Annotated in this window: 24 protein-coding genes, 1 other RNA gene and 5 pseudogenes; 4 read left to right on the forward strand and 26 right to left on the reverse strand. The window is 24.4% G+C overall.

Features of this window, described 5'->3' with window-relative positions:
* The first annotated feature begins 7 nt into the window (after nucleotides 1–7).
* Complete coding sequence (locus tag HMPREF9127_RS09130; RefSeq protein ID WP_255261712.1) at nucleotides 8–340, forward strand: hypothetical protein; 333 nt, start codon at nucleotides 8–10, stop codon at nucleotides 338–340.
* 23 nt (nucleotides 341–363) lie between these two features.
* A complete protein-coding gene (locus tag HMPREF9127_RS09135; protein WP_009448927.1) occupies nucleotides 364–1,068 on the forward strand; it encodes a tetratricopeptide repeat protein in 705 nt (234 codons plus the stop codon).
* A 240-nt stretch (nucleotides 1,069–1,308) separates the two neighbouring features.
* Here HMPREF9127_RS09135 and HMPREF9127_RS04605 read toward each other — a convergent pair whose 3' ends face one another.
* Entirely contained in the window at nucleotides 1,309–1,617 is a 309-nt protein-coding gene (locus HMPREF9127_RS04605; RefSeq protein WP_009448855.1) for a hypothetical protein, read from the reverse strand.
* Nucleotides 1,618–1,896: 279 nt separating this feature from the next.
* On the opposite strand from HMPREF9127_RS04605, the gene HMPREF9127_RS09140 reads away from it, so the two are divergent.
* Together HMPREF9127_RS09140 and HMPREF9127_RS04610 are read left to right on the forward strand one after the other, a co-directional pair.
* The gene (locus HMPREF9127_RS09140; protein WP_255261713.1) at nucleotides 1,897–2,058 is read left to right on the forward strand and encodes a site-specific integrase; all 162 of its coding nucleotides are present in this window, start codon (nucleotides 1,897–1,899) and stop codon (nucleotides 2,056–2,058) included.
* A gap of 167 nt (nucleotides 2,059–2,225) precedes the next feature.
* A pseudogene (locus HMPREF9127_RS04610) lies at nucleotides 2,226–2,867 on the forward strand (tyrosine-type recombinase/integrase).
* 39 nt (nucleotides 2,868–2,906) lie between these two features.
* Here HMPREF9127_RS04610 and efp read toward each other — a convergent pair.
* The 25 genes and pseudogenes from efp to HMPREF9127_RS04725 all read right to left on the reverse strand — a co-directional run bounded on the left by efp (nucleotide 2,907) and on the right by HMPREF9127_RS04725 (nucleotide 24,906).
* The gene (gene efp, locus HMPREF9127_RS04620; protein WP_009449004.1) at nucleotides 2,907–3,464 is read right to left on the reverse strand and encodes an elongation factor P; all 558 of its coding nucleotides are present in this window, start codon (nucleotides 3,462–3,464) and stop codon (nucleotides 2,907–2,909) included.
* An 81-nt stretch (nucleotides 3,465–3,545) separates the two neighbouring features.
* A complete protein-coding gene (locus HMPREF9127_RS09750; RefSeq protein ID WP_083814282.1) occupies nucleotides 3,546–3,758 on the reverse strand; it encodes a G5 domain-containing protein in 213 nt (70 codons plus the stop codon).
* Between the two features lie 74 nt (nucleotides 3,759–3,832).
* Nucleotides 3,833–4,912, reverse strand: a pseudogene (locus HMPREF9127_RS09755) (VanW family protein); the annotation flags it as partial.
* Nucleotides 4,913–4,951: 39 nt separating this feature from the next.
* On the reverse strand, nucleotides 4,952–5,554 hold the full coding sequence (nth, locus tag HMPREF9127_RS04630; protein WP_039849504.1) for an endonuclease III: 603 nt from the start codon (nucleotides 5,552–5,554) through the stop codon (nucleotides 4,952–4,954).
* Nucleotides 5,555–5,756: 202 nt separating this feature from the next.
* A complete protein-coding gene (locus HMPREF9127_RS04635) occupies nucleotides 5,757–7,037 on the reverse strand; it encodes a methionine gamma-lyase family protein (RefSeq protein ID WP_009448943.1) in 1,281 nt (426 codons plus the stop codon).
* Nucleotide 7,038: 1 nt separating this feature from the next.
* The gene (gene miaA / locus HMPREF9127_RS04640) at nucleotides 7,039–8,007 is read right to left on the reverse strand and encodes a tRNA (adenosine(37)-N6)-dimethylallyltransferase MiaA (protein WP_009449092.1); all 969 of its coding nucleotides are present in this window, start codon (nucleotides 8,005–8,007) and stop codon (nucleotides 7,039–7,041) included.
* 21 nt (nucleotides 8,008–8,028) lie between these two features.
* Nucleotides 8,029–9,831, reverse strand: coding sequence for a DNA mismatch repair endonuclease MutL (gene mutL / locus HMPREF9127_RS04645; RefSeq protein WP_009448966.1), 1,803 nt, complete (start codon nucleotides 9,829–9,831; stop codon nucleotides 8,029–8,031).
* 13 nt (nucleotides 9,832–9,844) lie between these two features.
* Nucleotides 9,845–11,530 carry a DNA mismatch repair protein MutS gene (mutS, locus tag HMPREF9127_RS04650; protein WP_009449072.1) on the reverse strand — a complete coding sequence of 562 codons (1,686 nt, stop codon included), beginning with the start codon at nucleotides 11,528–11,530 and terminating at the stop codon, nucleotides 9,845–9,847.
* Nucleotides 11,531–11,571: 41 nt separating this feature from the next.
* Nucleotides 11,572–12,429, reverse strand: coding sequence for a MutS N-terminal domain-containing protein (locus tag HMPREF9127_RS04655; RefSeq protein ID WP_009448803.1), 858 nt, complete (start codon nucleotides 12,427–12,429; stop codon nucleotides 11,572–11,574).
* 12 nt (nucleotides 12,430–12,441) lie between these two features.
* The gene (gene miaB, locus HMPREF9127_RS04660; protein ID WP_009448701.1) at nucleotides 12,442–13,758 is read right to left on the reverse strand and encodes a tRNA (N6-isopentenyl adenosine(37)-C2)-methylthiotransferase MiaB; all 1,317 of its coding nucleotides are present in this window, start codon (nucleotides 13,756–13,758) and stop codon (nucleotides 12,442–12,444) included.
* An 11-nt stretch (nucleotides 13,759–13,769) separates the two neighbouring features.
* Entirely contained in the window at nucleotides 13,770–14,237 is a 468-nt protein-coding gene (gene smpB / locus HMPREF9127_RS04665) for an SsrA-binding protein SmpB (protein WP_009448551.1), read from the reverse strand.
* Between the two features lie 4 nt (nucleotides 14,238–14,241).
* A pseudogene (gene rnr, locus HMPREF9127_RS04670) lies at nucleotides 14,242–16,218 on the reverse strand (ribonuclease R); the annotation flags it as partial.
* 175 nt (nucleotides 16,219–16,393) lie between these two features.
* Nucleotides 16,394–16,725, reverse strand: an RNA gene (rnpB, locus tag HMPREF9127_RS07585) — RNase P RNA component class A.
* Between the two features lie 6 nt (nucleotides 16,726–16,731).
* Nucleotides 16,732–17,511: a Nif3-like dinuclear metal center hexameric protein gene (locus HMPREF9127_RS04675; protein ID WP_009449100.1), complete on the reverse strand. Its 780-nt coding sequence runs from the start codon at nucleotides 17,509–17,511 to the stop codon at nucleotides 16,732–16,734.
* Nucleotides 17,501–18,181 (reverse strand): tRNA (adenine(22)-N(1))-methyltransferase, encoded by a 681-nt coding sequence (locus tag HMPREF9127_RS04680; protein ID WP_009449034.1) that lies wholly within the window; start codon nucleotides 18,179–18,181, stop codon nucleotides 17,501–17,503. The genes HMPREF9127_RS04675 and HMPREF9127_RS04680 overlap by 11 nt, the downstream gene beginning before the upstream one ends.
* A gap of 4 nt (nucleotides 18,182–18,185) precedes the next feature.
* On the reverse strand, nucleotides 18,186–19,334 hold the full coding sequence (rpoD, locus tag HMPREF9127_RS04685) for an RNA polymerase sigma factor RpoD (protein ID WP_009448821.1): 1,149 nt from the start codon (nucleotides 19,332–19,334) through the stop codon (nucleotides 18,186–18,188).
* A complete protein-coding gene (locus tag HMPREF9127_RS04690; RefSeq protein WP_255261714.1) occupies nucleotides 19,327–19,839 on the reverse strand; it encodes a hypothetical protein in 513 nt (170 codons plus the stop codon). Before HMPREF9127_RS04690 ends, rpoD begins: the two co-directional genes overlap by 8 nt.
* Entirely contained in the window at nucleotides 19,817–20,680 is an 864-nt protein-coding gene (locus tag HMPREF9127_RS07490) for a toprim domain-containing protein (protein WP_255261742.1), read from the reverse strand. The genes HMPREF9127_RS04690 and HMPREF9127_RS07490 overlap by 23 nt, the downstream gene beginning before the upstream one ends.
* The gene (locus tag HMPREF9127_RS07495; protein ID WP_009448521.1) at nucleotides 20,635–21,135 is read right to left on the reverse strand and encodes a CHC2 zinc finger domain-containing protein; all 501 of its coding nucleotides are present in this window, start codon (nucleotides 21,133–21,135) and stop codon (nucleotides 20,635–20,637) included. Before HMPREF9127_RS07495 ends, HMPREF9127_RS07490 begins: the two co-directional genes overlap by 46 nt.
* 6 nt (nucleotides 21,136–21,141) lie before the next feature.
* On the reverse strand, nucleotides 21,142–21,840 hold the full coding sequence (locus HMPREF9127_RS04700; protein ID WP_009448592.1) for a hypothetical protein: 699 nt from the start codon (nucleotides 21,838–21,840) through the stop codon (nucleotides 21,142–21,144).
* Nucleotides 21,821–22,716, reverse strand: a pseudogene (era, locus tag HMPREF9127_RS04705) (GTPase Era). The gene HMPREF9127_RS04700 and the pseudogene era overlap by 20 nt, the downstream one beginning before the upstream one ends.
* A gap of 1 nt (nucleotide 22,717) precedes the next feature.
* Nucleotides 22,718–23,112 (reverse strand): annotated as a pseudogene (gene cdd, locus HMPREF9127_RS04710) (cytidine deaminase).
* Nucleotides 23,113–23,484 (reverse strand): diacylglycerol kinase family protein, encoded by a 372-nt coding sequence (locus tag HMPREF9127_RS04715; protein WP_009448874.1) that lies wholly within the window; start codon nucleotides 23,482–23,484, stop codon nucleotides 23,113–23,115.
* Nucleotides 23,468–23,938, reverse strand: a complete 471-nt coding sequence (gene ybeY, locus HMPREF9127_RS04720) for an rRNA maturation RNase YbeY (protein WP_009448767.1) — start codon at nucleotides 23,936–23,938, stop codon at nucleotides 23,468–23,470. The genes HMPREF9127_RS04715 and ybeY overlap by 17 nt, the downstream gene beginning before the upstream one ends.
* Nucleotides 23,938–24,906 carry a PhoH family protein gene (locus HMPREF9127_RS04725; RefSeq protein WP_009448950.1) on the reverse strand — a complete coding sequence of 323 codons (969 nt, stop codon included), beginning with the start codon at nucleotides 24,904–24,906 and terminating at the stop codon, nucleotides 23,938–23,940. Before HMPREF9127_RS04725 ends, ybeY begins: the two co-directional genes overlap by 1 nt.

Genomic DNA, 24,906 nt, shown 5'->3' on the forward strand with positions numbered 1-24,906 from the left:
TCTTACAGTGAAAAATATTAAATTTAATGAAAAAAAATACGAAAATATTGATTTTCCAATCAGTTCAAATGTCCTTTTAGAAAATATAAAAAATAATAAATTTAATGAAAATATTAATTTGACATACTTTTTAGAAGGAATTTTATTGTTAAATGGAATAGATTCAAACTTTGAAAATATTGAATTTTTAAATGATTTTATCAAGTCAAAAAATGTTAACTTATTACATTTTGTAAAATCTAAAATTAATTTTAATGATAATAATTATGATACTATAATATATAATTTATTAATTATTAGAGGATTAATTAATTTAGAAAAAATGATGATTTTATTTTAAAAGTATATACTAAATATCTTTTAATGATTTTAGATTATGATAATAGTTATTATAATATATTCTTAAATGAAATCAAGATTCTATTATCTGATTTGGAAAGAAAAAATGAAGATGATTATTTGCTAAATATGCTTTATGGTGATTTATATGTAAAAGAAAAATTTTATATTAAAGCTAATATATTCTATAAAAAATCTATAACAAATTCAAATAAGATAATTGATAATATTATCAATAAAAAAATACAAGATATTAATGTAAAAGTTAAAATTGAAGAGCTACTACAACTGGTAGATAGATTTAAGTTTGAAGACTGTTATAAAATATTAAAAAATATTGATAATTTTAATCTAGATAAAGAAGATTCTTATTGGATTGGATATATATATAATAAATTAAACGAAAACGAAAAAGCTATAGAGTACTACGAAAAATCATTGGATTTAAACGCTGATTTTTTAAATATTTTTATAGAACTAGGGTTATTATATTACAAAATGCAAAAAATCGAAAAATCGCTTAAAATTTTCGAAAGAGGACTATCTATATATATAGATGATGAAAAATTGCTATTTAATAAGATAATATTAGAACTAAAGCTAAAAAAATATAAAAAAGCGAAAGAAGATATGGATAAATTGTTATTGTACGAAGACTTAGATAATTCTATAATGAATGATATATTATACTTACAAGAGTTATATAAAGAGGACTTAGAAAAATTTTAAATTTAAAATTGTTAATTTTGATTTAATTAATAAATTGAAATACATTTATATGTAAATAGAGTAGAGATTATATTTTAATCTCTACTCTATATTTTTAAATAATTATTTTCGCAAAATTATAGTTTTGCGAAAATAACACAAAAAACTCATAATATAAAATAATTTCTATTTTTGATTAAATACTTAAATTAATCTAATATAAATTTATATTAATTTAAAAATTATAATTATTTTAAAAAATTATTTAGGTTTCTTTTCGTTAAAATTATCTATCTCTCTTTCATCGATATCTATCTTCTTATCTTCTATATTTGATTTCTTTTCTTCGATTTCAGTATCTTTATTTTTTTCTTTTTCTTCTTTCATTTTTTGATTTTCCTTATTTTTATTATAATTTGTTTTTTGTTGTTCAAGTTTCTCTTTTTCCTGTTTATAAATTTTGTAGTTTCTAAAATACAGTATTAACACAAAAAAAGTTATACAAACAATTAAAAAAGATATAATTTTACCAAAGTTTGAGTTAAAAAATTTTTTTAAATTTGATTTCATTTTAAACTCCTTTTAAACCGTTAAATCTAGCATATTCATTTTAAATAGTATACTTAACTTTTTATCTTTATTTTAATAAAAGATTATTATTACAAATTTTTACCTATTACTTCAAATATGTTCATAAAAAACTTCATAATATGATATAATATTATATTATATCATAAAATATTAATCAAAAGTACTTTTATATAACTTTAATTTGAAATTTACTTTACAATGACTTATTACCCAAATTATAGTATAATAATAATGGTACAAATATTTAAGGAGTGAAATATGATGCATTTTAATGATTGTCCAACAATTTTAGATGACTATTTAAATTATTTATTAACAATTAAAGGCAGATCTAATCTAACAGTTAAAGAATATTATTATGATTTGAAACGATTTTTAAAATTTATTATAATGAGAAAAAATTATTTGGATATAATTTAGATTCTGATATAAACTCCGTTTCTATTTTATCAATTAGTAAAAAGGATATTTCTGATATAGATATAACTGATTTACATGCATATATATCTTTTTGTGATTCTAACTATAACGATTCAACTAAAACAAAAGCAAGAAAAATTTCAGCAATAAAATCATGGTTTAAATATTTGCATAATACAGTTGAACTTATAGATAAAAATCCTTCAGAAAAATTAGAATTACCAAAATTACAAAAAAGAAATCCAGTTTATTTAACATTATCAGAATCAGAAAAAGTATTAAATTCTATAAAGGAGGAAAAGAATGAATTTAACAGAGCTCGAGATTTATGTATAGTATTAATTTTTTTAACATGTGGTCTTAGGATATCTGAACTTACTGGAATTAATATAGAATCAATTAAAGATGATAAATTAAGTGTTATTGGTAAAGGTAATAAAGAAAGGACAGTTTTTTTAAATGAAAACTGTATTTATGCTATAAAATGTTATATGAAACTTAGACCGATAACAAGAGATACAAATGCCTTATTCATAAGTTCACATAAAAAAGAATTTCTAATAGGTCTATACAATTGAGATTAAAAATATATAGAATTATCAGGACTAAATCCCAAAATATATACACCACATAAATTAAGACATACCGCAGCAACTCTTATGTATAAATATGGAGATGTTGACATAAGAACAATTCAGAGTATTTTAGGACATACAAGTGTTGCTACAACACAAATATACACTCATTTAGATGATGACGATATAAAAAAAGGAATTTCAAAAAATCCAATTTCAAAGCTAAAAATATAATTTTCAATAAAAAAGACAAGTTATAAAACTTGTCTTTTATTAAACTCTTGATAAATATTCATTAGTTCTAGTATCAATTTTTATTTTATCTCCATTATTGATAAATAATGGAACAGTAACAACAGCACCTGTTTCTACTTTTGCAGGTTTATTTGCTCCTGTTGCAGAATCCCCTTTAACACCTGGTTCAGTTTCAACAACTTCTAATTCTACAAAGTTTGGAGCGTTTACTTGAAACGCCTTTCCATCATGAAATCTAATAGTTGCATTATCATTCTCTCTTAAATATAAAAGCGCATCTTCAACAACATCAAAATTTAATGGTAATTGTTCATAAGTTTCTGTATCCATAAAGTAGTATAGTTCACCATCTGAATACAAGTATTGCATTTCTTTAGTTTCTATCTTAGCCACTTCATATTTATCATTTGGGTTAAAAGTCATTTCTCTTGAACCACCACTCTTTACAGATTTAATTTTTGTTCTTACAAACGCTGCACCTTTACCAGGTTTTACGTGTTGAAAATCTATTATTTGGTATACATCACCATCCATTTCAAATGTTGTACCTTTTCTAAAATCTCCTGCTGAAATCATTAATTTTCCTCCTATTTTTATGAATAATTCAACAAATATTATATCATAATATTAAAAAAATATCCATATTTTTATATGATTTTAATCGTTATTAACAGATTCTTCTGTATCTGCTTTTTTTGTTCCAACTTTAACTATTTGTTTCTTTGGTTTATAATAATCACTATTTAATAATATTGGTTTCTCATTTTCTTTTTGCTTATAAGAAGAGCCTCTATAACCAGGGAATCCCTTTTCAACAATAACTCTTTTGCCTTCAGGTAAACTAGGATCTTGAATTTCTTCGACGGGCATTGGTATTTTAGATACATCAGATGTAAATAATTTAATATTATAATTTTTTTATCTGTATCACCGAAAATTTTAAAGGTTAATTCTCCGTTAGAAACATAACTTTTTATAACTATAGGAAAATCAAAAGTATTTTGAAACTTCAAATCACTTTGTCCTTCATAATACATCGCATCTAATCCAATAGTACAATAAGGTACTCTCATAGAATGCTGATTTCTTTCAACTATTTTTAAATCAGATTTTACTAATGCTTGATATAAGGTAGATGTGACTTGACAGATTCCTCCACCAATTGAATCCACTATCTTATGATTTAGAAAAGTTCCTGCAGGTTTATAACCTGTATTTTTAGACACTTCGCCTAATTCTTTAGAAAAAGAAAAAGTTTCTCCGGGATTAACTACAAATTCATTAACTTTCCCTGCAGCAATTTTAATATTTGTATTTCTATTAGGCTGATTATCAAATTTAGTAGTAGCTTCCCCTATCACTCCCTTTATTGAAGACAACAAAGTTTTATCAATTTTTTTATATTCTGTAACAATAGCAGGTATTTCAAAATTAAATTTTACCGGAACCCTTTTAAAATTATCTACTATTTTTTCATTTTCAACTTTAAGTCCAATTTTACCTTCAACAATTGATATCTTGTCATCAGAAAAAGAAAATTTTTCATCTATTGGATTGGAATTTAGTTTTTCTGATATTTCAGAAATAATTTCATTTAATTTTGATAAATCATAAGTAGCTTTAACTTCGAATTTCTTAGGATTTTTTAATAAATTTTTTAATGTTTCTATTCTTTCATCATCAGTACCAAATCTACCTATATTAAATGCTTGATTAACTAGATTTTCATAATCATATGAAAAGTTAATATCTTTAGGAAGAAATTTCTTAGTATAATTGTCTCGTGTTAAAGTAAATTCATTATTTATTCCTAAACTTTCTTTTATCTTACTTATAGCCTCTTCTTTTGTTAGACCTTTTAAATCAACATCATTAATAAAAATTCCTTCATAAAATTTGTCATATGCTAAAAGTTCTTCTTTTTTTAAGTTTTTTGTCTCTCCAGCCGCATTACTTAATGGATGTCTATTAAGTAAAAATAACCTACTATTGTACCTATTATCAATATTCCTAATACTCCCGATACAATACTAAATACCTTAAGATATTTTTCATATATCCTCCTACAAATTTTTATAATATAAACACTCAGAATTTATTATGCATTTTTCACAATCCGGTTTTCTTGATTTACAAATTCTTCTTCCATGAAAAATAAATAGATGATGTGCCTTGTTCCATGTATCTTTCTTTAACTTCTTCATTAGTGATAATTCAGAATCTAGAACATTATTTTCATTAATAATTCCTATTCTGTTTGTAACTCTAAAAACATGAGTATCAACTGCTAGTGAAGGTATATTAAAAGCACAAGATCTAACTACATTTGCTGTCTTTCTTCCAACTCCAGGTAATATTGTTAAAGATTCCATATCACTTGGAACTTTAGAATTATATTTTTCTACTAAAATTCTACAAGTTTCTAAAATATTTTTACTTTTTGAATTATAAAAACCACAACTATGTATATATTTAGACAATTCATCTACACCTAAAGTTAAAAAATCTTCAGGAGTCTTAAAATCCTTAAATAATTTTTCCGTAACTTTATTGACTCTAACATCAGTACATTGAGCAGATAAAATGGTTGCTATCAATAGTTCGAAACTGTTAGAAAAATTAAGTTCTGGTTTTGCATCAGGATATAATTTTTCTAATTTTTCCATTACAATGTTTATTTTTTCTTTTGATAAACATTTCAAATCATTCACTCCAATATCATATATAATTAATATATAATTAATATAAAATTATTAATTATTTCAATTTTTTGTACATTTATATTTAACACAAAATGCGAAAAACTACTACTATTATACCATAAATAATATAAAAATAAGCTAAACTTTTTAAAAATATTTTTATTTACTATAAGTCTATATATTTTTTATTATAAAAAGTATTTAAAACATTAATTAATGCTATCTTAGTTTGATAAAAATTCAGTCCACCTTGATAATATACATTATATGGTTCTCTTAAAGGTCCATCTGCACTTAATTCAATACTTGAACCATCTATAAAGCTTCCTGAAGCCATTATAACTTTATCTGAATATCCTGGCATATCCCACGGATAAGGAACAACATGACTATCTACACAACAAAATTCCTGTATAGATCTACAAAAGTCTATAACTTTATTTTCATCATTCATAGTAATCACTTGAATAATATCACTTCTATTTTCATTATATTTAGGTATTGTTTCATATCCTAACTTTTCAAATATATATGACACTAATATTGCACTTTTTACTGCCTCTAAAACCACACGAGGTGCAAAGTATAATCCTTGAATAATTGCTCTTGTAGTACCAAAACTTACACCTACATGCCTTCCAAGTCCTGGAGATGTTAGTCTATTAGAAATAGATTCTATAATTTCAGTTGAATTTGAAACTATATATCCACCGTTTAAAGTTATTCCTGCACCTAAATTTTTTAATAATGATCCTACAACTATGTCGGCACCAACTTCTAGAGGTTCCTTTTTTTCTACAAATTCACAGTAGCAATTATCAATCATTATAATTATATTAGGGAATTTTTCTTTTATTTTCTTAATAACTACTTCTAATTCATTAATGGAAATACATCTTCTGCTACTATATCCAGGAGATCTTTGAATAGCTAATAATTTAGTCTTTGAATTGATTTTAGATAATACAGTTTCTACATCAATTTCATTATTTACTAAATCAACCTTATTATACTTTATTCCATAATCAAGTAGTGTTCCCTTTTCATCTCCACTAATACCTATAACCTTTAAAAGTGTGTCATAAGGAGTTCCAGTTATATAAATAAACTCGTCTCCTGGTAATAAATTTCCTTGCAATGCTAAAGATATTGCATGAGTTCCACATGTTATTTCTTGCCTTACTATAGCATCTTTTGCTTTAAAGATGTCGCAATATATCCTTTCTAATTTCTCTCTTCCAACATCACCGTATCCATATCCTGTTGTCCAAGAAAAATCAGTAGCAGATAATTTTTGCTTTTTAAATGCATTTAAAACTTTTAATTGATTATATTCTTCTATTTCTTTTAAAGTTTCAAATTCTATTTCTATTTCCTTAGAACATTTGTTTACAAAATTAATAATTTTAGAATCAAAATTAAAATCAGTATCTAAATATTTTTCCAATTTATAATTCTCCTTTAGTTAAAAAATCTTTTACTAATTTTTTAGATTTAAATAGAACTTCATCATATCCATTTTCAACATCAATCCAATGTATATTTTCATTCTTATTAAACCAAGTAAATTGTCTTTTAGCGTATTTTCTTGAATTTTGTTTTATATTATCAATACAAGATTCCAGAGTAATTTCTCTCTTAAAATATGGAATAAACTCTTTGTATCCAATAGCAGTAAATGGTTGTGAATACTCGCCATATTTTTTATATAGACTTGATGCTTCTTCAACAAGTCCATTATTAATCATTATATCGACTCTAGAATTTATTTTATCATATAATATTTTTCTATCTAAAGTTAATCCTATTATTAAGTAATCATACTTACAATTATTATTTTCATAATCTTTGCATTGTTTGGAAAATTCTTTTTTTGTATTTACACAAACTTCTATTGCTCTAATTACTCTTTTTATATTGTTTTTATGAATTTTTTCTCTACTTGAATAGTCTAGATATAATAATAAATCATAAAGCAAATTTGCCCCATTTTTTTCGTAAAATTCTGTAATTTGTTCTCTTAGATTATTCGATTCTTCAGATTCAGTAAATTTAAAATCATATAATATAGAATTTACATAAAGTCCTGTTCCTCCAACAAAAATAGGAAGGCTATTATGAGAATAAATTTCTTCAATGTAGTTCTCTGCCATTTTTTTATATTCAGAAACATTAAATTTTTGATTTCCATCTAAAATATCAATCATATAATGATTAATTCCTCTTACTTCCTCTTCTGTTATCTTTGCAGTTCCAATATTAAATTCTTTATATATTTGCATGGAATCACAAGAAATAATTTCTCCTGAAAATTCTTTTGCTATGTCAACGCTTAACTTTGTTTTTCCGACAGACGTAGGGCCAACAATAAATATTATTTTTTCTTCATTTTTATTCCTTAAAAAATAATTTATCAAAATCTTCTTTAGATATTTTTCTTAATATTTTTTATCATAGAAATTTATATCTAGATTTATTTTAGATAACTGTGACAATAATTCTTCTACTTCAAAATCCGTTAAACCGATATTTATTCGTTTTTTAGAAACCATTTTGTATAATGAATCTTCAAACACTCTATTATCTTTAAATAACAGTTCATCAATCATTTCTCTAATATCTTCTTTATCTAAATTATCATTTAATAAATTAGGCATTGTCCTTATTGCTATAGAATTTTCATCAAAAATATCAGCTTCTATACCTAAATTATTCAACTTATCTTTAATAGTATTAAAAACACTCAATTTATATTCATTTAATTCCAAAATTATAGGAAATAAAAGTATCTGTTTTGTAATAGTACAATTATTGTAATTATCCAATAAATTTTCATACAACAGTCTATATTTAGCATTTAGTATATCTATAATTATAAACTCATCCTTATCGGACAATAAAATATATTTTGAAAAAATTTTACCTATAATTTCATAATCTAAAATATTTTTTGAAGTTTCAGTATTATCATCAAGTTTTATTTGTTCCAATACTGGAGTATTTTCTACTTTTTCGTCCTCAACAATATAATTTTCAATATTATCTTCTTCATTTATCGTTTTTATATCATCTTTATTTACTTTAAATAAATCATCATAAGAAAACTTATTTACAATATTTTGTGTATTATAATCATCATCATAAATTATAGTTTCAATAATATCTTCTTCTGAAGATTGTTCGTTATTAATCTTTTCTTCGTTGTATAAGATTTTTTCTTTTTGTTCTTCCTTTACAGATATAAAATCACTTGTAGTATTTTTTAGAACGATGTCAGTAATGTTATTATTAAGTAAATTTAGTAACTTGTCTTCAAAAATAAATTTAATCTTTCTTTTATTTGGATGAACGTTTATATCTATTAAGCTGGGATTTACTTCGATAAATATTACAAATGTAGGAAACTTTCCTTTTGGTATTAATGTAGCAATTGATTTTTCTATTATATTTCTAATCTTTTCATCAAAAATATATCTTCCATTAACAAATAAAAATTGTGATGCTCTACTACCTTTATAAAAGTGATTATTTGAAATATATCCATAAATCTTATAATCTGAGTCCTCAATATTTACAGAAATTAAATTCTTATAAAAATCATCTTTAAAAATATGTTTTATATTATCTTTTAAAGTATTTTTTTCACTTGTTTCGAATACAACTTTCGAATCTTTTATATATTTAAAAGATATTTTTTGATTAGCCAATGCAAAAGAGTACATCAATGTTGTTATGATTGAGTTTTCATACGCATCTGATTTTAAAAATTTCTTTCTAATAGGAACATTGTAAAATAAATCTCTAATGTAAATTGTTGTTCCTAAATTCATCCCTATCTTATTTTTTCTAATAATCTTATTATTTTCAAGATAACAGTGAATTCCGAATTCACTGTTCTTTGTTCTTGTATTAATGTCAACTTTTGAAATTGCAGATATACTAGCTAATGCCTCTCCTCTAAATCCATAAGAAAGAATAGAATATATATCTTCAAAATTATTTAATTTAGATGTAGCATGTTTGGTAAATGCCAACTCTATATCATCTTCTTCAATTCCACAGCCGTTATCAGAAATCATAATTTCTTTTTTACCTGCATTTTTAATTTCAACCTTAATAAATGTTGCACCTGAATCTATTGAATTTTCAACCAACTCTTTTATTACAGAATAAGGATTTTCTATAACTTCTCCTGCTGCAATTTTTTGAATTGTATCTTCTGACAATAATTTTATAGACATATAAATCTCCTATCTATTCATTATCACTTTTAGCTATATTTATTAAATCATTTAATATACCAAAAGCTTCCATTGGGCTTATTTTTTCAATATTTATACTATTTAGATTAGTAATTATTTTATCATTGACCTTAGTTTTTATTACATTTGAACTATCAATAATATCTTTTTCTATTTGAATTTCCTTCTTTTCAATGCTATCTAAAATAATTTTTGAACGATTTATAACTTCCATAGGAAGTCCCGCAAGTTTTGCAACTGCAATACCATAACTCTTATTAGCTCCGCCATCCATTATTTTTCTTAAAAAGACTATTTCATCATTTTCTTTATCTTCAATAACTTGAATATGTTTATTTTTTATGCAAGCAAAAGTATGTTCTAAGTCAATTAATTCGTGATAATGTGTAGCAAATAATGTTTTCGATTTTATATTTTTTGTAATATACTCAAGAATTGCCCAAGCGAGACTTAATCCATCAAAAGTTGAAGTTCCTCTTCCAACCTCATCAAGTATAAGTAAACTATTTTTAGTAGCATATCTTAAAATATTATTAACTTCTTTCATTTCTACCATAAAGGTACTTTCTCCTTTATATAGATTATCTGAAGCTCCAATACGAGTAAATATCTTATCTACTATCGAAATATTTGCACTATCAGCAGGTACGAATGAACCAATCTGAGCTAATATAACTATGAGAGCTATCTGTCTTATATAAGTTGATTTTCCACTCATATTAGGTCCTGTTATAATCTGAATTAAATTATCACTTTGCCCAATATTTGTATCATTAGGGATAAATTCATTTATTGAACTTAAAAAGCTTTCAATAACAGGATGTCTACCATTTTTTATATCTATTATCCCTTCTGAATTTAAAGTCGGTTTACAATAATTATTTTTAAATGCAACTATTGATAAAGAAAATATAGAATCTATGAATGAAATTATATCTGATAATTTTTGTAATGTTTTAATATTCATTTTTATTGTATTTCTTATTGAAATAAATAATTCATATTCTTTTTCTATAATATCACTTTCAGATCCGAATATCATATTTTCAATAGTTAGAAGCTCATTTGTTTTATACCTATTTGCATTAGTTAAAGTTTGTTTTAATTCAAAATATTCAGGAACTAAATTTTGATATGATTTTGTAACTTCAAAAAAATAACCTGTTTTCTTATTAAATATTAATCTTAAATTTTTAATTCCGGTAATATTTCTTTGATCAACTTCATATTTAATTAGCTTTTGTTTTCCAACTATTTTATTATTTCTTATTAAATCAAGTTCGTCATCATAACCAATCTTTATCAAATTTCCTTCTTTCAATAAAATTCCTACGTCTTCAAGAATAGCTGAATTTATAAGATTATAGATATATTCGGTATCAGGAATATTTAAAGCTATATTAGAAAATAAAGTATTACTATCTAAAAATAATCTTTTAATCTTTGGAACAGCTGATAAAGAATTTTTTAAATGAATTAAATCTCTTGCATTACAATTTCCAAAAGAAATTTTTGAATTTATTCTTTCTATATCAGAAATACTTGCTAATAGTTCTTCTAATTCATTTCTTAAATTTGAGTTTAAAACTAAATCTTCAACCAACGATTGCCTTCTTTGAATTTTTTCTATTTCTATAAGCGGTTGATCTAACCATTTATTAAGTAGCCTAAATCCCATAGGAGTTTTAGTATAATTTATAACTGATAATAAAGAGCCATTTATGTCATTACTAAAATTATTTTTTTAAGTTCCAAATTAATTCTTGAATTAGCATCAATTCTTAGATAATCGCTTAATTTATATAAATTAACTTTTTTAAAATCATTCAATTTAACATTAAATCTGCAAACATATTTATAAAAGTTATCTATTGAAAAAAGTAATATTTTATTACTAAGATTATTAGAATAAAATTCTTCATTATTCTCTCTTAAAGATTTAAAATCTTGATCTATATCTACTTTTGTATAAATAATTCTTAAATTTTTTAATAATTTAACAACACTTTTTTCTAATGATTTTAATATATTTGAATTTATTATAACTTCTGACGGAGTTGTACGAATTACTTCTTCCTCTAAAGCGGTAATTAAATTATCTCTGTTCATTTCAAAAATACTTGTACAGAATATTTCACTGGTTGAAATATCAGAATATGTGATACTTAAATTTGTAGAATCCATATAGATACTCATAATATAATTATTTTTATTAGTAGCTAATTCATCAAATTCATCAATAGTTCCCGGAGTTACTAATTTAATAACTTCTCTCTTTACAATTCCTTTAGCAAGTTTTGGATCTTGAACTTGTTCACAAATAGCAACTTTAAAACCTTCAGAAACCAGCTTATACAAATATTGATTTACAACATGATGAGGAATACCACACATTGGTGCAGTTTTTCCACCACCACAATCTCTTTTAGTCAAAGCTAAATCCAATATTTTTGAAACTATTTTTGCATCATCAAAAAACATTTCATAAAAATCACCTAGTCTATAAAATATAATACAATCACTATAATTAGATTTAACTTCTAGATATTGTTTCATCATTGGTGTAAAATCGCTCATAATTACTCCTTACTAAACTATCTCTCCTTCAAGTGCGAATGAATTATGTCCAGTTATTTTAACGTTAACTAACTGTCCAATATTTCTTTTTCCACCTTTAAAATGTACTAATTTATATCCTCTTGTTCTACCTGTAAGAATATCTGGATTATTTTTACTAATTCCTTCAACTAACACTTCAAGAGTTTGTCCTAAACATTCTTTGTTTTTTTCATAAAAAATTTTATACATAGAATCTATTAGTCGCTGAAATCTTTCTTGTTTTACTTCATGTGGTATTTGATTTTGCATTTCAGCAGCTTTTGTACCTTTTCTTATAGAATATAGAAAAGTAAATCCTTGGTCATATTTAACCTTTTCCACCATGCTTAATGTATCTTCAAAATCTTCTTCCGTTTCACCTGGAAATCCAACAATTATATCAGTAGAAAGAGTAATATTAGGTACTTTCTCTTTTAATTTTCTGATTAATTCCAAATAATGTTCTCTAGTATATACTCTATGCATATCCTTTAGTATCTTATTACTACCAGACTGGAATGGTAAATGAATATTTTCACAAACTTTATCCAAATTTGCTATGGCATCTATTAATTCATCAGAACAGTCTTTCGGATGACTTGTCAAGAATCTAATCCTTTCAATTCCTTCTATCTCATTAACCATTTTTAATAATTCTGGAAATGTCACTTTAGGTCTTAAAGTTTTTCCATATGAATTAACATTTTGTCCTAATAATGTTATTTCTTTATATCCCTTTTTTGCCAATTCTTTTATTTCATTAATTATGCTTTCAGGGGTTCTACTAATTTCTTTTCCCCTGGCATAAGGAACTATACAAAAAGTACAATAATTATTACAACCTGTCATTATATTTACATAAGCAATAAATGGATGTTCTCTATTTATAGGAGTTTCATCATCAAGTATGTCTTCTTCTTCAATATCTACGACAACTTCTCCTGTACTTCTATGTCTTGAGATAAGAGAAGGCAATCTTGAGATATTTTTCGTTCCAAAAATTATATCTACATGTTTATATTTTGAAATTATAGTAGCTCTTGCATCACCTGTTTGCATCATACAACCACAAACGGCTATAATCATTTCCGGTTTCTTTCTTTTTAAATTTTTCAAAGCACCAAGTTGTCCATAAACTTTAAGTTCTGCATTCTCTCTGACTAAGCATGTATTATATATAATAAAATCTGATTTTTCTAAATCATCTTCTTTTGTATAACCTAAAGTTTCTAGTAAATATGATATTTTTTCTGAATCATGATGATTCATTTGACAACCATAAGTTATAATTGTATATTTTTTGCTCAAAAAATTCACCTCTATTTATATTTATTTTTTAGTGCATACTGTATCTTTCTCTCGTGTTCTTTTTCAAGCATACTGTCTCTCTTATCATAATTTTTTTTACCACGAGCGAGTGCAATATCAAGTTTTATCCATCCGTTTTTAATATGAACATTTAAAGGAATTAATGAATAACCTTTTTCTTTAGTTTGTCCAATTAATTTATTAATTTCTCTTTTATTTAAAAGTAACTTTCTTTCTCTTGTAGGGTCTAAATTATATATATTCCCATAATCATAAGGTGTAATATTCATTCCAAGAATAAAAACTTCTCCATTCTTAATTGAACAATAACTTTCCTTAATAGAAACTTTTCCCTGTCTAATACTTTTGACTTCAGTACCTGATAAAGAAATTCCAACTTCATAGATATCTTCTAAAAAATAGTCATGTCTTGCCTTTTTATTATTAGCTATTATTTTTATAGTTGTTTTATCTCTCATAATATCACCTATTTAAATAAAAATTAATTTCATTAGTTATCTCATTAACTTTAGAAACAATAACTTCTACATCCATTCCTATATCAAATAATTTTTTTGTTCTTCTACCAACAGCAGTCAAAGTTTGTTCATCAAATTCATAATAATCATCCATAATATCTTCATATTTAACTAATCCTTCAACAGTATTTTCTAATTGCACAAAAAGCCCGTATGAAGTAACTGAAACTATAATCCCTTTGAAAATTTGTCCTATTTTATTTTTCATAAATTCCACTTTTTTAATATCTTCCAACTTTCTTTCTGCATCTATAGCTAGTATTTCAGTATCATTTATATGATTAGAAGTTATATCTAGGTAACTTATATAATTTTTTGGTATTTCATTATTTGAATGTAAATAATTTTTTAAAGTTCTATGAACGGTTAAATCTGCATATCTTCTTATTGGAGAAGTAAAATGGCAATATAAAAATGTTGATAATCCAAAATGAATATCAATATTCGGAGAATATCTAGCCTTAGTCATAGATCGTAAAATAGAATAGTTTATAAATTCAGATTTATTTGTATCTTTAAATTGATCTACAATTTCACTTAAATATTTTGAAGAAATCATATCTATTGATTTCATTTTTATATTCAAACGATTTAAGTGATTTCTTAATATTTCCAATTTATCTTCAGGTGGTTTAGAATGTATTCTATATATAATTGGTATATCAAGATCTCCAAAATGCTTACCTACCACTTCATTAGTACAAATCATAAATGATTCTATTATTCTATTTGCAAGACCGTCTTCTTTTTTTGTTATATTTTCTACTTCACCATCTTTATTGAAAGTAATGTCAATTTCAGGAAAATTAAAATCTATAGTTCCTCTATTGATTCTTTTAGTAGTTAATATCTCATCTAATTCTTTCATAACAAATAACTTTTCTTTTAGTATTTCATCATCATAAAAATGCTTTTTACCTTCTAAAAAATTAGTTACATCGTCATAAACTAGTCTATAATTACTGTTTATTACAGATTCATAAAATTTATATTCTTTAACATTACCATTTTTATCTATAATCATTTTTACAGATAAAGTTAGTTTTTCTGTATTTGGATTTAATGAACAAAGATTATTAGAAAGTACTTCCGGTAACATAGGGACTACATAATCAAATAAATATACACTATTACCTCTTTTATATGCTTCCCTATCCAACTTGCTATCTTTTTTAACATAATGAGATACATCTGCTATATGAACATAAAGAACATAATCGTTCCCTTTTTTATCAATAGAAATAGCATCATCAAAGTCCTTTGCATCAGCTCCATCGATTGTAACAGTAAACAAGTTCCTAAAATCTACTCTATTTTTGAATTCTTTTTTTAAATCCATTTGAGATAATTCTTCTAATTCTTTATTAATCTTATTTGAAAATTTATATGGAATTTCCATATCTTTTAATAAAGAAATTATTTGAGCTTTTTTATCATTTTTATTTCCTATTATTTCAATTATTACTCCCTCAGGATTTTTCTTTTTATCTGGAAATTCAACTAATTTACATACAACCTTATCATCAGTTTTTGCTCCATTCTTATCGCCTTTTTTTATAAAAATATCATAATTACATTTAATATCATCAGGAACTACAAATCCAAAATTTTTATTTTCAGTAAATGTACCAACTATTAAATTACTATTTCTATTTAAAACTTTTATTACTCTTCCTTCGGCTTTTGAATTTACTCGCTTTTCTTTTATAATTTCTATTTCTACATCATCATTATGATTAGCATGATTTAATTCCTTTTTTGGAATAAAAATATCATCTATGTCTTCTTCTGAAACAAAAAACGCATTGCCTTTTGGAGTAAAAGTAATCTTTCCTTTTAATGTTTCCTTTTTTTCATAGATACTATATCTAAAATCATTTAATGATATTTTTTTACTATTAACAAGAGAATCTAATATTTTAAAAAATTTTTTAAACTATTAAAATGAACATTTAATGCAACAGCAAGTTCTTCCTTTGTTAATGGAATATAATTCTTTTTTTCATAAAATTTAATATTTGTTTTTCTAAATTCATTAAAATCTCCCTATATGTAAAAGTAAAAAATATAAGGTAATACCTTATATTTAATTATATATATTAAGCAAAACTATAAGCCGTGTTCTGTATTTGACAATCATCTATCTAGACAAATTGTTGCCAATTTGTTCAAGCAATCTACCTATGAACGTAGCGAGCAACTACAAAAGTTCAATCTTGATCTTGCACCGAATGGGGTTTACATAGCCACATAGTCTCCTATATGCTGGTAAGCTCTTACCTCACCTTTCCACCCTTACCATTATAATGGCGGTATATCTCTGTTGCACTAGCCTTAGGGTCGCCCCCACTGGACGTTATCCAGCATTCTGCTCTATGGTGCACGGACTTTCCTCGTGGAATATCCACGCGATTGTCTGTCTTACTTAATTAAATTAAAATATATTTCTTTTAAAAATGTTATTTTCATAAATTAATATCTTTAAATCAATATTTTTATTTATAAAAAATTCTTTTAAAGATAACAAACCAAAAATTTCAGATTCATAATGTCCTAAATCAATTATCTTTAAATTATTTTCTAAAGCTAATTGAATATCATGATACTTAAAATCTGAACTGATTAATAAATCAGCTTTCTTAGAAATTGCATTCTTTATAGAAAACGCACCTGAACCGCCCAAAACAGCAATTTTTGAAATGATATTATCAGTATTCCCATAATATAACATTGGAAATTTAAAACTATTTTTTAACTTTGCAAGATAGTTTTTAAATGTATCATTTTCAATACTTCCAATTATTCCGTAACCATATCCTTCTTTATAATCAATGAAAACTTCCTTATTACTTAAAAAACATTTATCAGCCAAAAATTTATTAACCCCATTTGGATGAATATCTAATGGTGTATGTATAGAAATTACATTAACATCATTTTGCATCAACAGTTCAAGCTTTTTATATAAGTCAGAATTGACTTGCAAATTTTGAATTTTTTCAAAAAATAAAGGATGATGTGTCAAAATACAATTAATATTATTTTGTATTGCATAATTTATAGAATCAACTGTTAAATCAAGTGCTAATAAAATTCCTCCAACTTCATCTTCGTAATTTCCAATCTGAAAACCTGAATTGTCCCAATCTTCTTGCAAATAGAATGAATATTCAGTATTTAATAATTCTACTAAATCACTTACTTTAAAATTCATTTAAAATACCTCTAATTTCATTGATTAAATTAGTTATTTCTAAAATTCTTTCGTTACTTTTGCTTGCTAAATTTATTTTATCTAAAATATTCTCATACTTTTTTAATTCATTTTCTAAAAATATTCTTAAATTTTCAGATTTGTTTTTTATAAGCAACTTACCATATAGGAATTCATAAGCATTTCTATAAAAGTCTTTGCCTCTTTTTACTTTCAAAATTTGATAATATTTTTTATTTTCTATTACATCATCTTCTTTTTCAATAACAAAATTATTTTGCAATAAAAACTTTCTTAAAATATCCAATGAATTATTTGGTGATAGAATTAAACTGTTTGCTGTCTTTGCAACAGACAAATTTTTTTCTAAAATTTCTTTAATTAGTATACCACCCATACCTGAAATAATTATAGTATCAACTTCAAATTCATCAAAACAGTATAGTCCATCAGATACTCTGGTTTCAATATTTACTATGTTACTGTTATATATTAGTTTATGCTCTAATTTTTCCAAAGAATTTTTACTAATATCAGTTGCAATAATTTTTTTTGATATACAACTTTTTGATAATTCTATAGGAATTATACCATGATCTGTTCCTATATCTGCCACAATGGAATTTATATCAACTAAATTGCAAATCTTCTTTAATCTTAAACTAACCATATCTTTATTCCAAGAAATCTTTTAGTTTTTGACTTCTACTAGGATGCTTTAATTTTCTAAGCGCTTTGGCTTCTATTTGTCTTATTCTTTCTCTAGTAACCTCAAATTCTTTACCAACTTCTTCCAAAGTTCTAGGTGTACCATCATTAAGACCAAATCTAAGTTCTAAAACTTTTTTCTCTCTATCGGAAAGTGTACTTAAAACTTGGTTTAATTGCTCTTTTAACATTGAAAAATTAGCTGCTTCATCAGGAGCGATTGCTGTCTCATCTTCAATAAAATCTCCTAAATGACTATCATCTTCTTCACCAATAGGAGTTTCTAAACTAACAGGTTCTTGAGCAATTTTTCTAATTTCATTTACTTTATCAACTTCAATTCCCATATGTTCTGATATTTCTTCATTAGTCGGTTCTCTTCCTAGTTCTTGAACTAATTGTCTTTCAATTCTAACTAATTTATTTATAGTTTCAACCATATGAACGGGAATTCTTATTGTTCTAGCTTGATCAGCTATGGATCTTGTAATTGCTTGTCTTATCCACCAAGTAGCATAAGTACTAAACTTAAAACCTCTTCTAAAATCAAATTTTTCAACTGCTTTCATAAGGCCCATATTTCCTTCTTGTATTAAGTCAAGAAATTGCATTCCTCTACCAACATATCTTTTTGCAATACTAACTACAAGTCTTAAATTTGTTTCAGCTAATTTTTTCTTAGCTTCAATATCTCCGGTTTCCATATTTTCCGCTAAAATTCTTTCTTCGTCAGCACTAAGTAATGGTATTTTCCCAATTTCTTTTAAATACATCTTAACGGGATCATCTATATTAAAACCTTTTAAATCAGAAAAATCTTCTAATTTTATTTCTTCATCTTCAGAATCTTCTTTTTCATCCTCTAGGTCTATTAAATCATCAGTAATTTCAATATCTTCTAAATTTTCAATTTCATCGATAAACTCTACCTGATTTTCAGCTAACTTAGATTTTATTTCTTCAATATCATCAATATCAATAAAATTAAATAAATCTAACGATTCAAGATACTTATTATTAACAAAACCATTATGTTCATTAGCGTATTTAGTAAGTTCCTCTACTATTAGAATTTTTACTTCATCATATTCAATATCATTTAATTTATTATTCATGATGAACCCCTTTCTCAATATTTTTAAGATTTCTGTTTAATTCCATTAACTTTTCAACATTAAAATTTAAATTAGAAATTACTGCTTCATTATTTTTATCCATTTGCCTTAATTTTTCAATATTTCTAGTTGTTTTTCTAATTTCATAATTTAAAATAGTTATATCAAGTAACTTAATATAATCTAAAGTTGATAATTTAATTTGCTCATTATAACATTTAACAATATATTCTACTATTTTTAAATTATCAACATTATTCTTAAATTTCTCAATTAGAGCTGATGGAACAGTTATCGTATTATTCTTTACATTATTTTTGACATACCAAAAAATATCATATAAATTAGAAGTTTTACATAAATCTTCTAATTTATTACTTATATCTACTACATTATTTTCACATCTCATCAATAGTATAATACCCATTATTAAAACTTTTTTGTCAGAATTTAATAATAAATTTTCCGATTTATAATCCATTTCAATTTCTTTTCTTTTTTTCAATTATTTTATCTTTTTTATCAAAATTTAGAAAATCTTCTTTTAACGAATTTTTATCTATTCCAAACTCACTAGATATTTTATTTATATACAAATCTCTCAGTATATTAGTATCTATTTTTGTTAAAAAGTCTAAAATACTTTCATAAAAAATTGTATTATCAGTAATAGAATTACTATTTTTTTTGCTTTTTTTCAAAATTTCATAGTTAAAACCATTAATATCATATGGTGACTCTAAAAGTTTATTAAAGTCATTCAATCCATATTTTTTTATATAATCATCAGGATCCAATTTATCAGGAAGCATTATAATATTAGGTTTAACAGAAATTTCATTAAAAACAGAACTTGTTTTATTTGTTGCACTTATTCCTGCATTATCACCATCATAACATAAATAAACATTGTTTCTGAAATATCTTTTTATAAGTCTTGCCTGGTTTTCAGTAAATGCAGTTCCCAGCCCTGCAACAACATAATTAATTCCATTTTGATACAAAGATATAACATCCATATATCCTTCAACAATTAAAACTTTATCTCTTATATTATTTTCTATTATTTTATCAAGAGCATAAATATTATCACCCTTTTTAAAAATTACACTTTCAGGAGAATTTAAATATTTCGCACTATCATCAACAATAGTTCTTCCTCCAAAACCTATTACTTTTTTATTTTTATTTAAAATAGGAAACATAATCCTATTTCTAAACCTATCAACATAATCGCCAGTCTTAGTTTTGATTATAAGTCCAAGCTCTTCTGCAATTTCAATATCCATTTTTTTAAATTTTAACTCATTATAAAGAGCTTTCCAATTTTCATCAGCATAACCAATAAAAAAAGATTAATTGATTTTTGATTAATACCTCTTTTTAGTAAATACTGTTTAGGAACAGAATTTTCCATCATCTTTTTATAATAAAACCTTGCGACAAATTCATTCATTTCATAATATTTATCAAGATTTTTTTTATCTATATAATTAAAAGAGTTCTCATACTCTAATTCTATTCCAAATTTTTCAGCTAATTTTTTTAAAGCACTAACATAATCCAAAGATTCCAATTCCATAACAAATGAAATGCTATCTCCATGTTTACCACATCCAAAACAATGGAAAGTATTAGTTTCAGGATAAAGAAAAAAAGAAGGAGTTTTTTCACTATGGAAAGGACAATTTCCCATATAATATCTTCCGCTTTTTTTCACAGATAAATAGTCACTAACAACAGAAATAATGTCCGCTTTTTCCTTTATTTCCTCTATTTTCTCTTTTTTTATATAAGACATTTTTCATCACCTTAAGTTAAAACTGTTTAATTTGTATATGTTAAAATTCAAACAGAGTGCATTTATCATTATTCCAAGAACTCTTGAAAAATCATATTTAATATTGTTTAATTCAGATTTTTCAAAACAATCTAAATTGTATAATAAGTAAATAAAATCAAATTCATATTTATCCAATACATAATTGTATTTAGAATTTAATTTTAAGCTTGAATTTATAACTAATTCATATATATCAAAATTAAAAGCTTTCGCATTTTTATCATTATCAAATAGTAGATGATAACCGTTAAAAAGTAAATATTTAATTATAAAATAAGTTAATAACATTTTATAATCAGTTTTTTTAATACTCAATACTTCTTTTATTAAATTATAAATCTCTAAATTTTTAAGCTCTTGCACACTTGTTTTTAAAATTATTTCTGAGAGAATATTCAAAAACAAAATATGTTCTTTTGATTCAAAAGAAATAAAATCTACAAGTTCATATTCATTACAATAAAAAAATTCATTTCGATAATTTAATTTAAAATTATAATTAGAGTACATAGATAAATACATTTCAATACTTTTACTATAAATTGAAATAAGTCCAAACTCATCAGTATAAACTTTGAATATTTTTCCTTTATTCAAATATGTGCTTTCTGAAATAATATATCCATTTATGTTATTATAAATATTATTTTCTAAAATATCCAAACTCTTTCACCTTAAATGATTTATTTCTCCAGTCATCATCTATCTTAACAAATAATTTTAAATTGACTTTTGAATCTAAAAACTTTTCTATATCTAATCTTGCAGATTTTCCAATCTTTAAAATCATATCTCCATTTTTCCCAATTACCATACCTTTATGTGATTTTTTTTCAACACAAATAATTGCGTCTATATCAATTATTGGTTTGTTTTTCTTATTGAAAATTTTTCAATTAATACATTAATTCCATGTGGTATTTCATCTCTTAAGAAAGTAAGAGTTTTCTCTCTAATTATTTCTCCAACTATTTCTCTTTCAGTTTGATCTGTTATCATATCATCTGAGTAGTATTTAGGTCCATAAGGCAAATAAGATTTTATACAATCTATTAAATTATATACATTTGTTCCTTCTGAAGCGGATATAGGGATAATTTTTTCAAATAATTTCATATCTTTATATTTTGAAACAAGTTTACATATCTCCTCTGAATCCAAAGTATCTATTTTATTTATAATGCAAAGTTTTGGAAGATTTATCTTCTTTAACATATCAATTATTAATTTATCCAACTCTCCAATTTCAAAATTAACATCCACCATGTATAAAATTAAATCAACATCTTTTAGAGAATTTCGTGCTTCTTTTAGCATAAATTCTCCTAATTTATTTTTGGGATTTTGTATTCCGGGAGTATCTAAAAATACTATTTGAGAATCCAATGAATTATATATTAATTTTAAATTTGATCTCGTCGTTTGTGGCTTGTTAGAAATAATTGAAATTTTTTCTCCAATAATCCTATTTAACAAAGTTGACTTACCGACATTAGACCTTCCAACCAAACTTACAAATCCCGATTTTATGTCATTCATATTATAAATCCTCTGGACCAAAACTATAAGGTAATAACTCAGAAAATTTTATTATCTTATATTCTTGTTCGTTTTTTATTACAATTATTTCACAATCAATAGTGCAAAATTCTCTAATTACCTGTCTACAAACCCCACAAGGAAATGTCAAAGAATTTTCTTTACCGACAACTGCGATTTTTTTTATCTTTTTTCTCCATCATATATTGCTTTGAATATAGCCACGCGTTCTGCACAAATTGTAGGAGTATATGAAGCATTTTCAATATTACAACCACCATATATTTTACCTGATTCTGTTAATACAGCCGCTCCTACATTAAATTTAGAATATGGTGTATATGCTCTTTTTTGGCTATCTAAAGCACATTTAATCATTTTTTCATAAATATTCATTTAACCACCAACTATAACTAATATTTTAGGAATAAATATTAAAAGTCCAACTATTATAGATATAAAAGCTGAAACTAAAACTGCACCCGATGCCATGTCTTTAATAATTTTTATATTTAAATTATAGTCTTTACATAAAAAATCCATAATATTTTCAATGATAGTATTAATAATTTCTAAAGTCAAAACAACTGCTATCATAATTAATATTACAGATAATTCTACATAAGATAAATTAAAAATTAAAGAACACAACAATACTAACACAGAAAACATTATATGAAATCTAAAATTTCTCTCTGTTTTGAAAATGTATATTATACCTTTAAAGGCACAAAAAAAACTTTCCATAAAACTAGAATTCTTTTTCATTTTTAAAAACTTCCATTAATTTCATAGTTTCTTTTTCCTTATTTCTCATAATTATTTTTTCAGACTCATCAATATGATCATATCCTAATAAGTGAAATACAGAATGACAAACTAAATATAAAATTTCTCTTTCAATACTATGTCCAAACTCTTGGGCCTGTTCAATTGATTTTTCTGTAGAAATTATAATATCTCCTAGAATAAAAGGCATACCTTCTTCTGAAAATTCAAACTCCATCGGAAAAGAAAGCACATCCGTTTCCCTATCAATATTTCTAAATTCAGAATTTATACTCTTTATTTCTTCATTTGTAACAAAAGAAACTGATACCTCAATATTATCTATCATTTTATTTTCAACTTTTAGAGCTGTTTCGATACATTCTATAATTTTTTCTTTAAGATTATCTGTAACTATGAACGCATCTTGCCTATCATCAAAAAGAACATTCATTATTTTTTCTCCGCTAAGCTATCTTCATATTTTGTATAGGCATCTATTATTTTCATTACTATACTATGCCTTACAACATCAGAACTATCAAAATAATTAAAATTAATTCCCTTAATATTATTTAAAATTTTACTTACTGAAACAAGACCTGAAATTTTTCTTCTACCTAAGTCAATTTGAGTAATATCTCCAGTTATAACAGCTTTAGACTCAAAACCTATTCTTGTTAAAAACATCTTCATTTGTTCATTGGTTGCATTTTGAGCTTCATCAAGAATTATAAAAGCATCATCTAAAGTTCTCCCTCTCATATATGCTAAAGGTGCAACTTCAATGATACCTTTTTCTTTTAGTCTAAGGAAATTATCATAACCTAATATATTATATAATGAATCATATAAAGGTCTTAAATACGGATCTATTTTTTCTTGTAGATCTCCTGGTAAAAATCCTAAATTTTCACCTGCTTCAACAGCAGGTCTTGTTAATATTATTTTTGAAACAGTATTGTTTTTTAATGCTTTAGCAGCCATTGCAATAGCTAAAAAAGTTTTTCCTGTTCCTGCAGGACCAATACCGAAAGTAATTATATTATCTTCAATCGCAGAGATATATTTTCTTTGTCCTAAGGTTTTTGGCTTTATAGGTTTTAATTTTGCATTCAAACAAATAACATAATCTAACCAATCATTTAATATCTCTTTATTTTCAGATTTTACTTTTTCAATTATATAAGAAATTTTTTGCTTATCTAAATTTTCGGAAGGATTATCTTTAACTAAAAACTCAATAGTCTTAACACATAATAAAACCATTTTTTCATCTCCTGTAATAGATAAACCTTCCTCACTATTTTTTATAGATACATCAAATTTTTTAGAAATAAAATCTATATTAGAATCTAAATTTCCAAATAAATTCCGAATATCATCAATATCTAAAATCAAATTTTCAGTAACTTTATTCAT

This window comes from Parvimonas sp. oral taxon 393 str. F0440 (assembly GCA_000223315.2).
Taxonomy (GTDB): domain Bacteria; phylum Bacillota; class Clostridia; order Tissierellales; family Peptoniphilaceae; genus Parvimonas.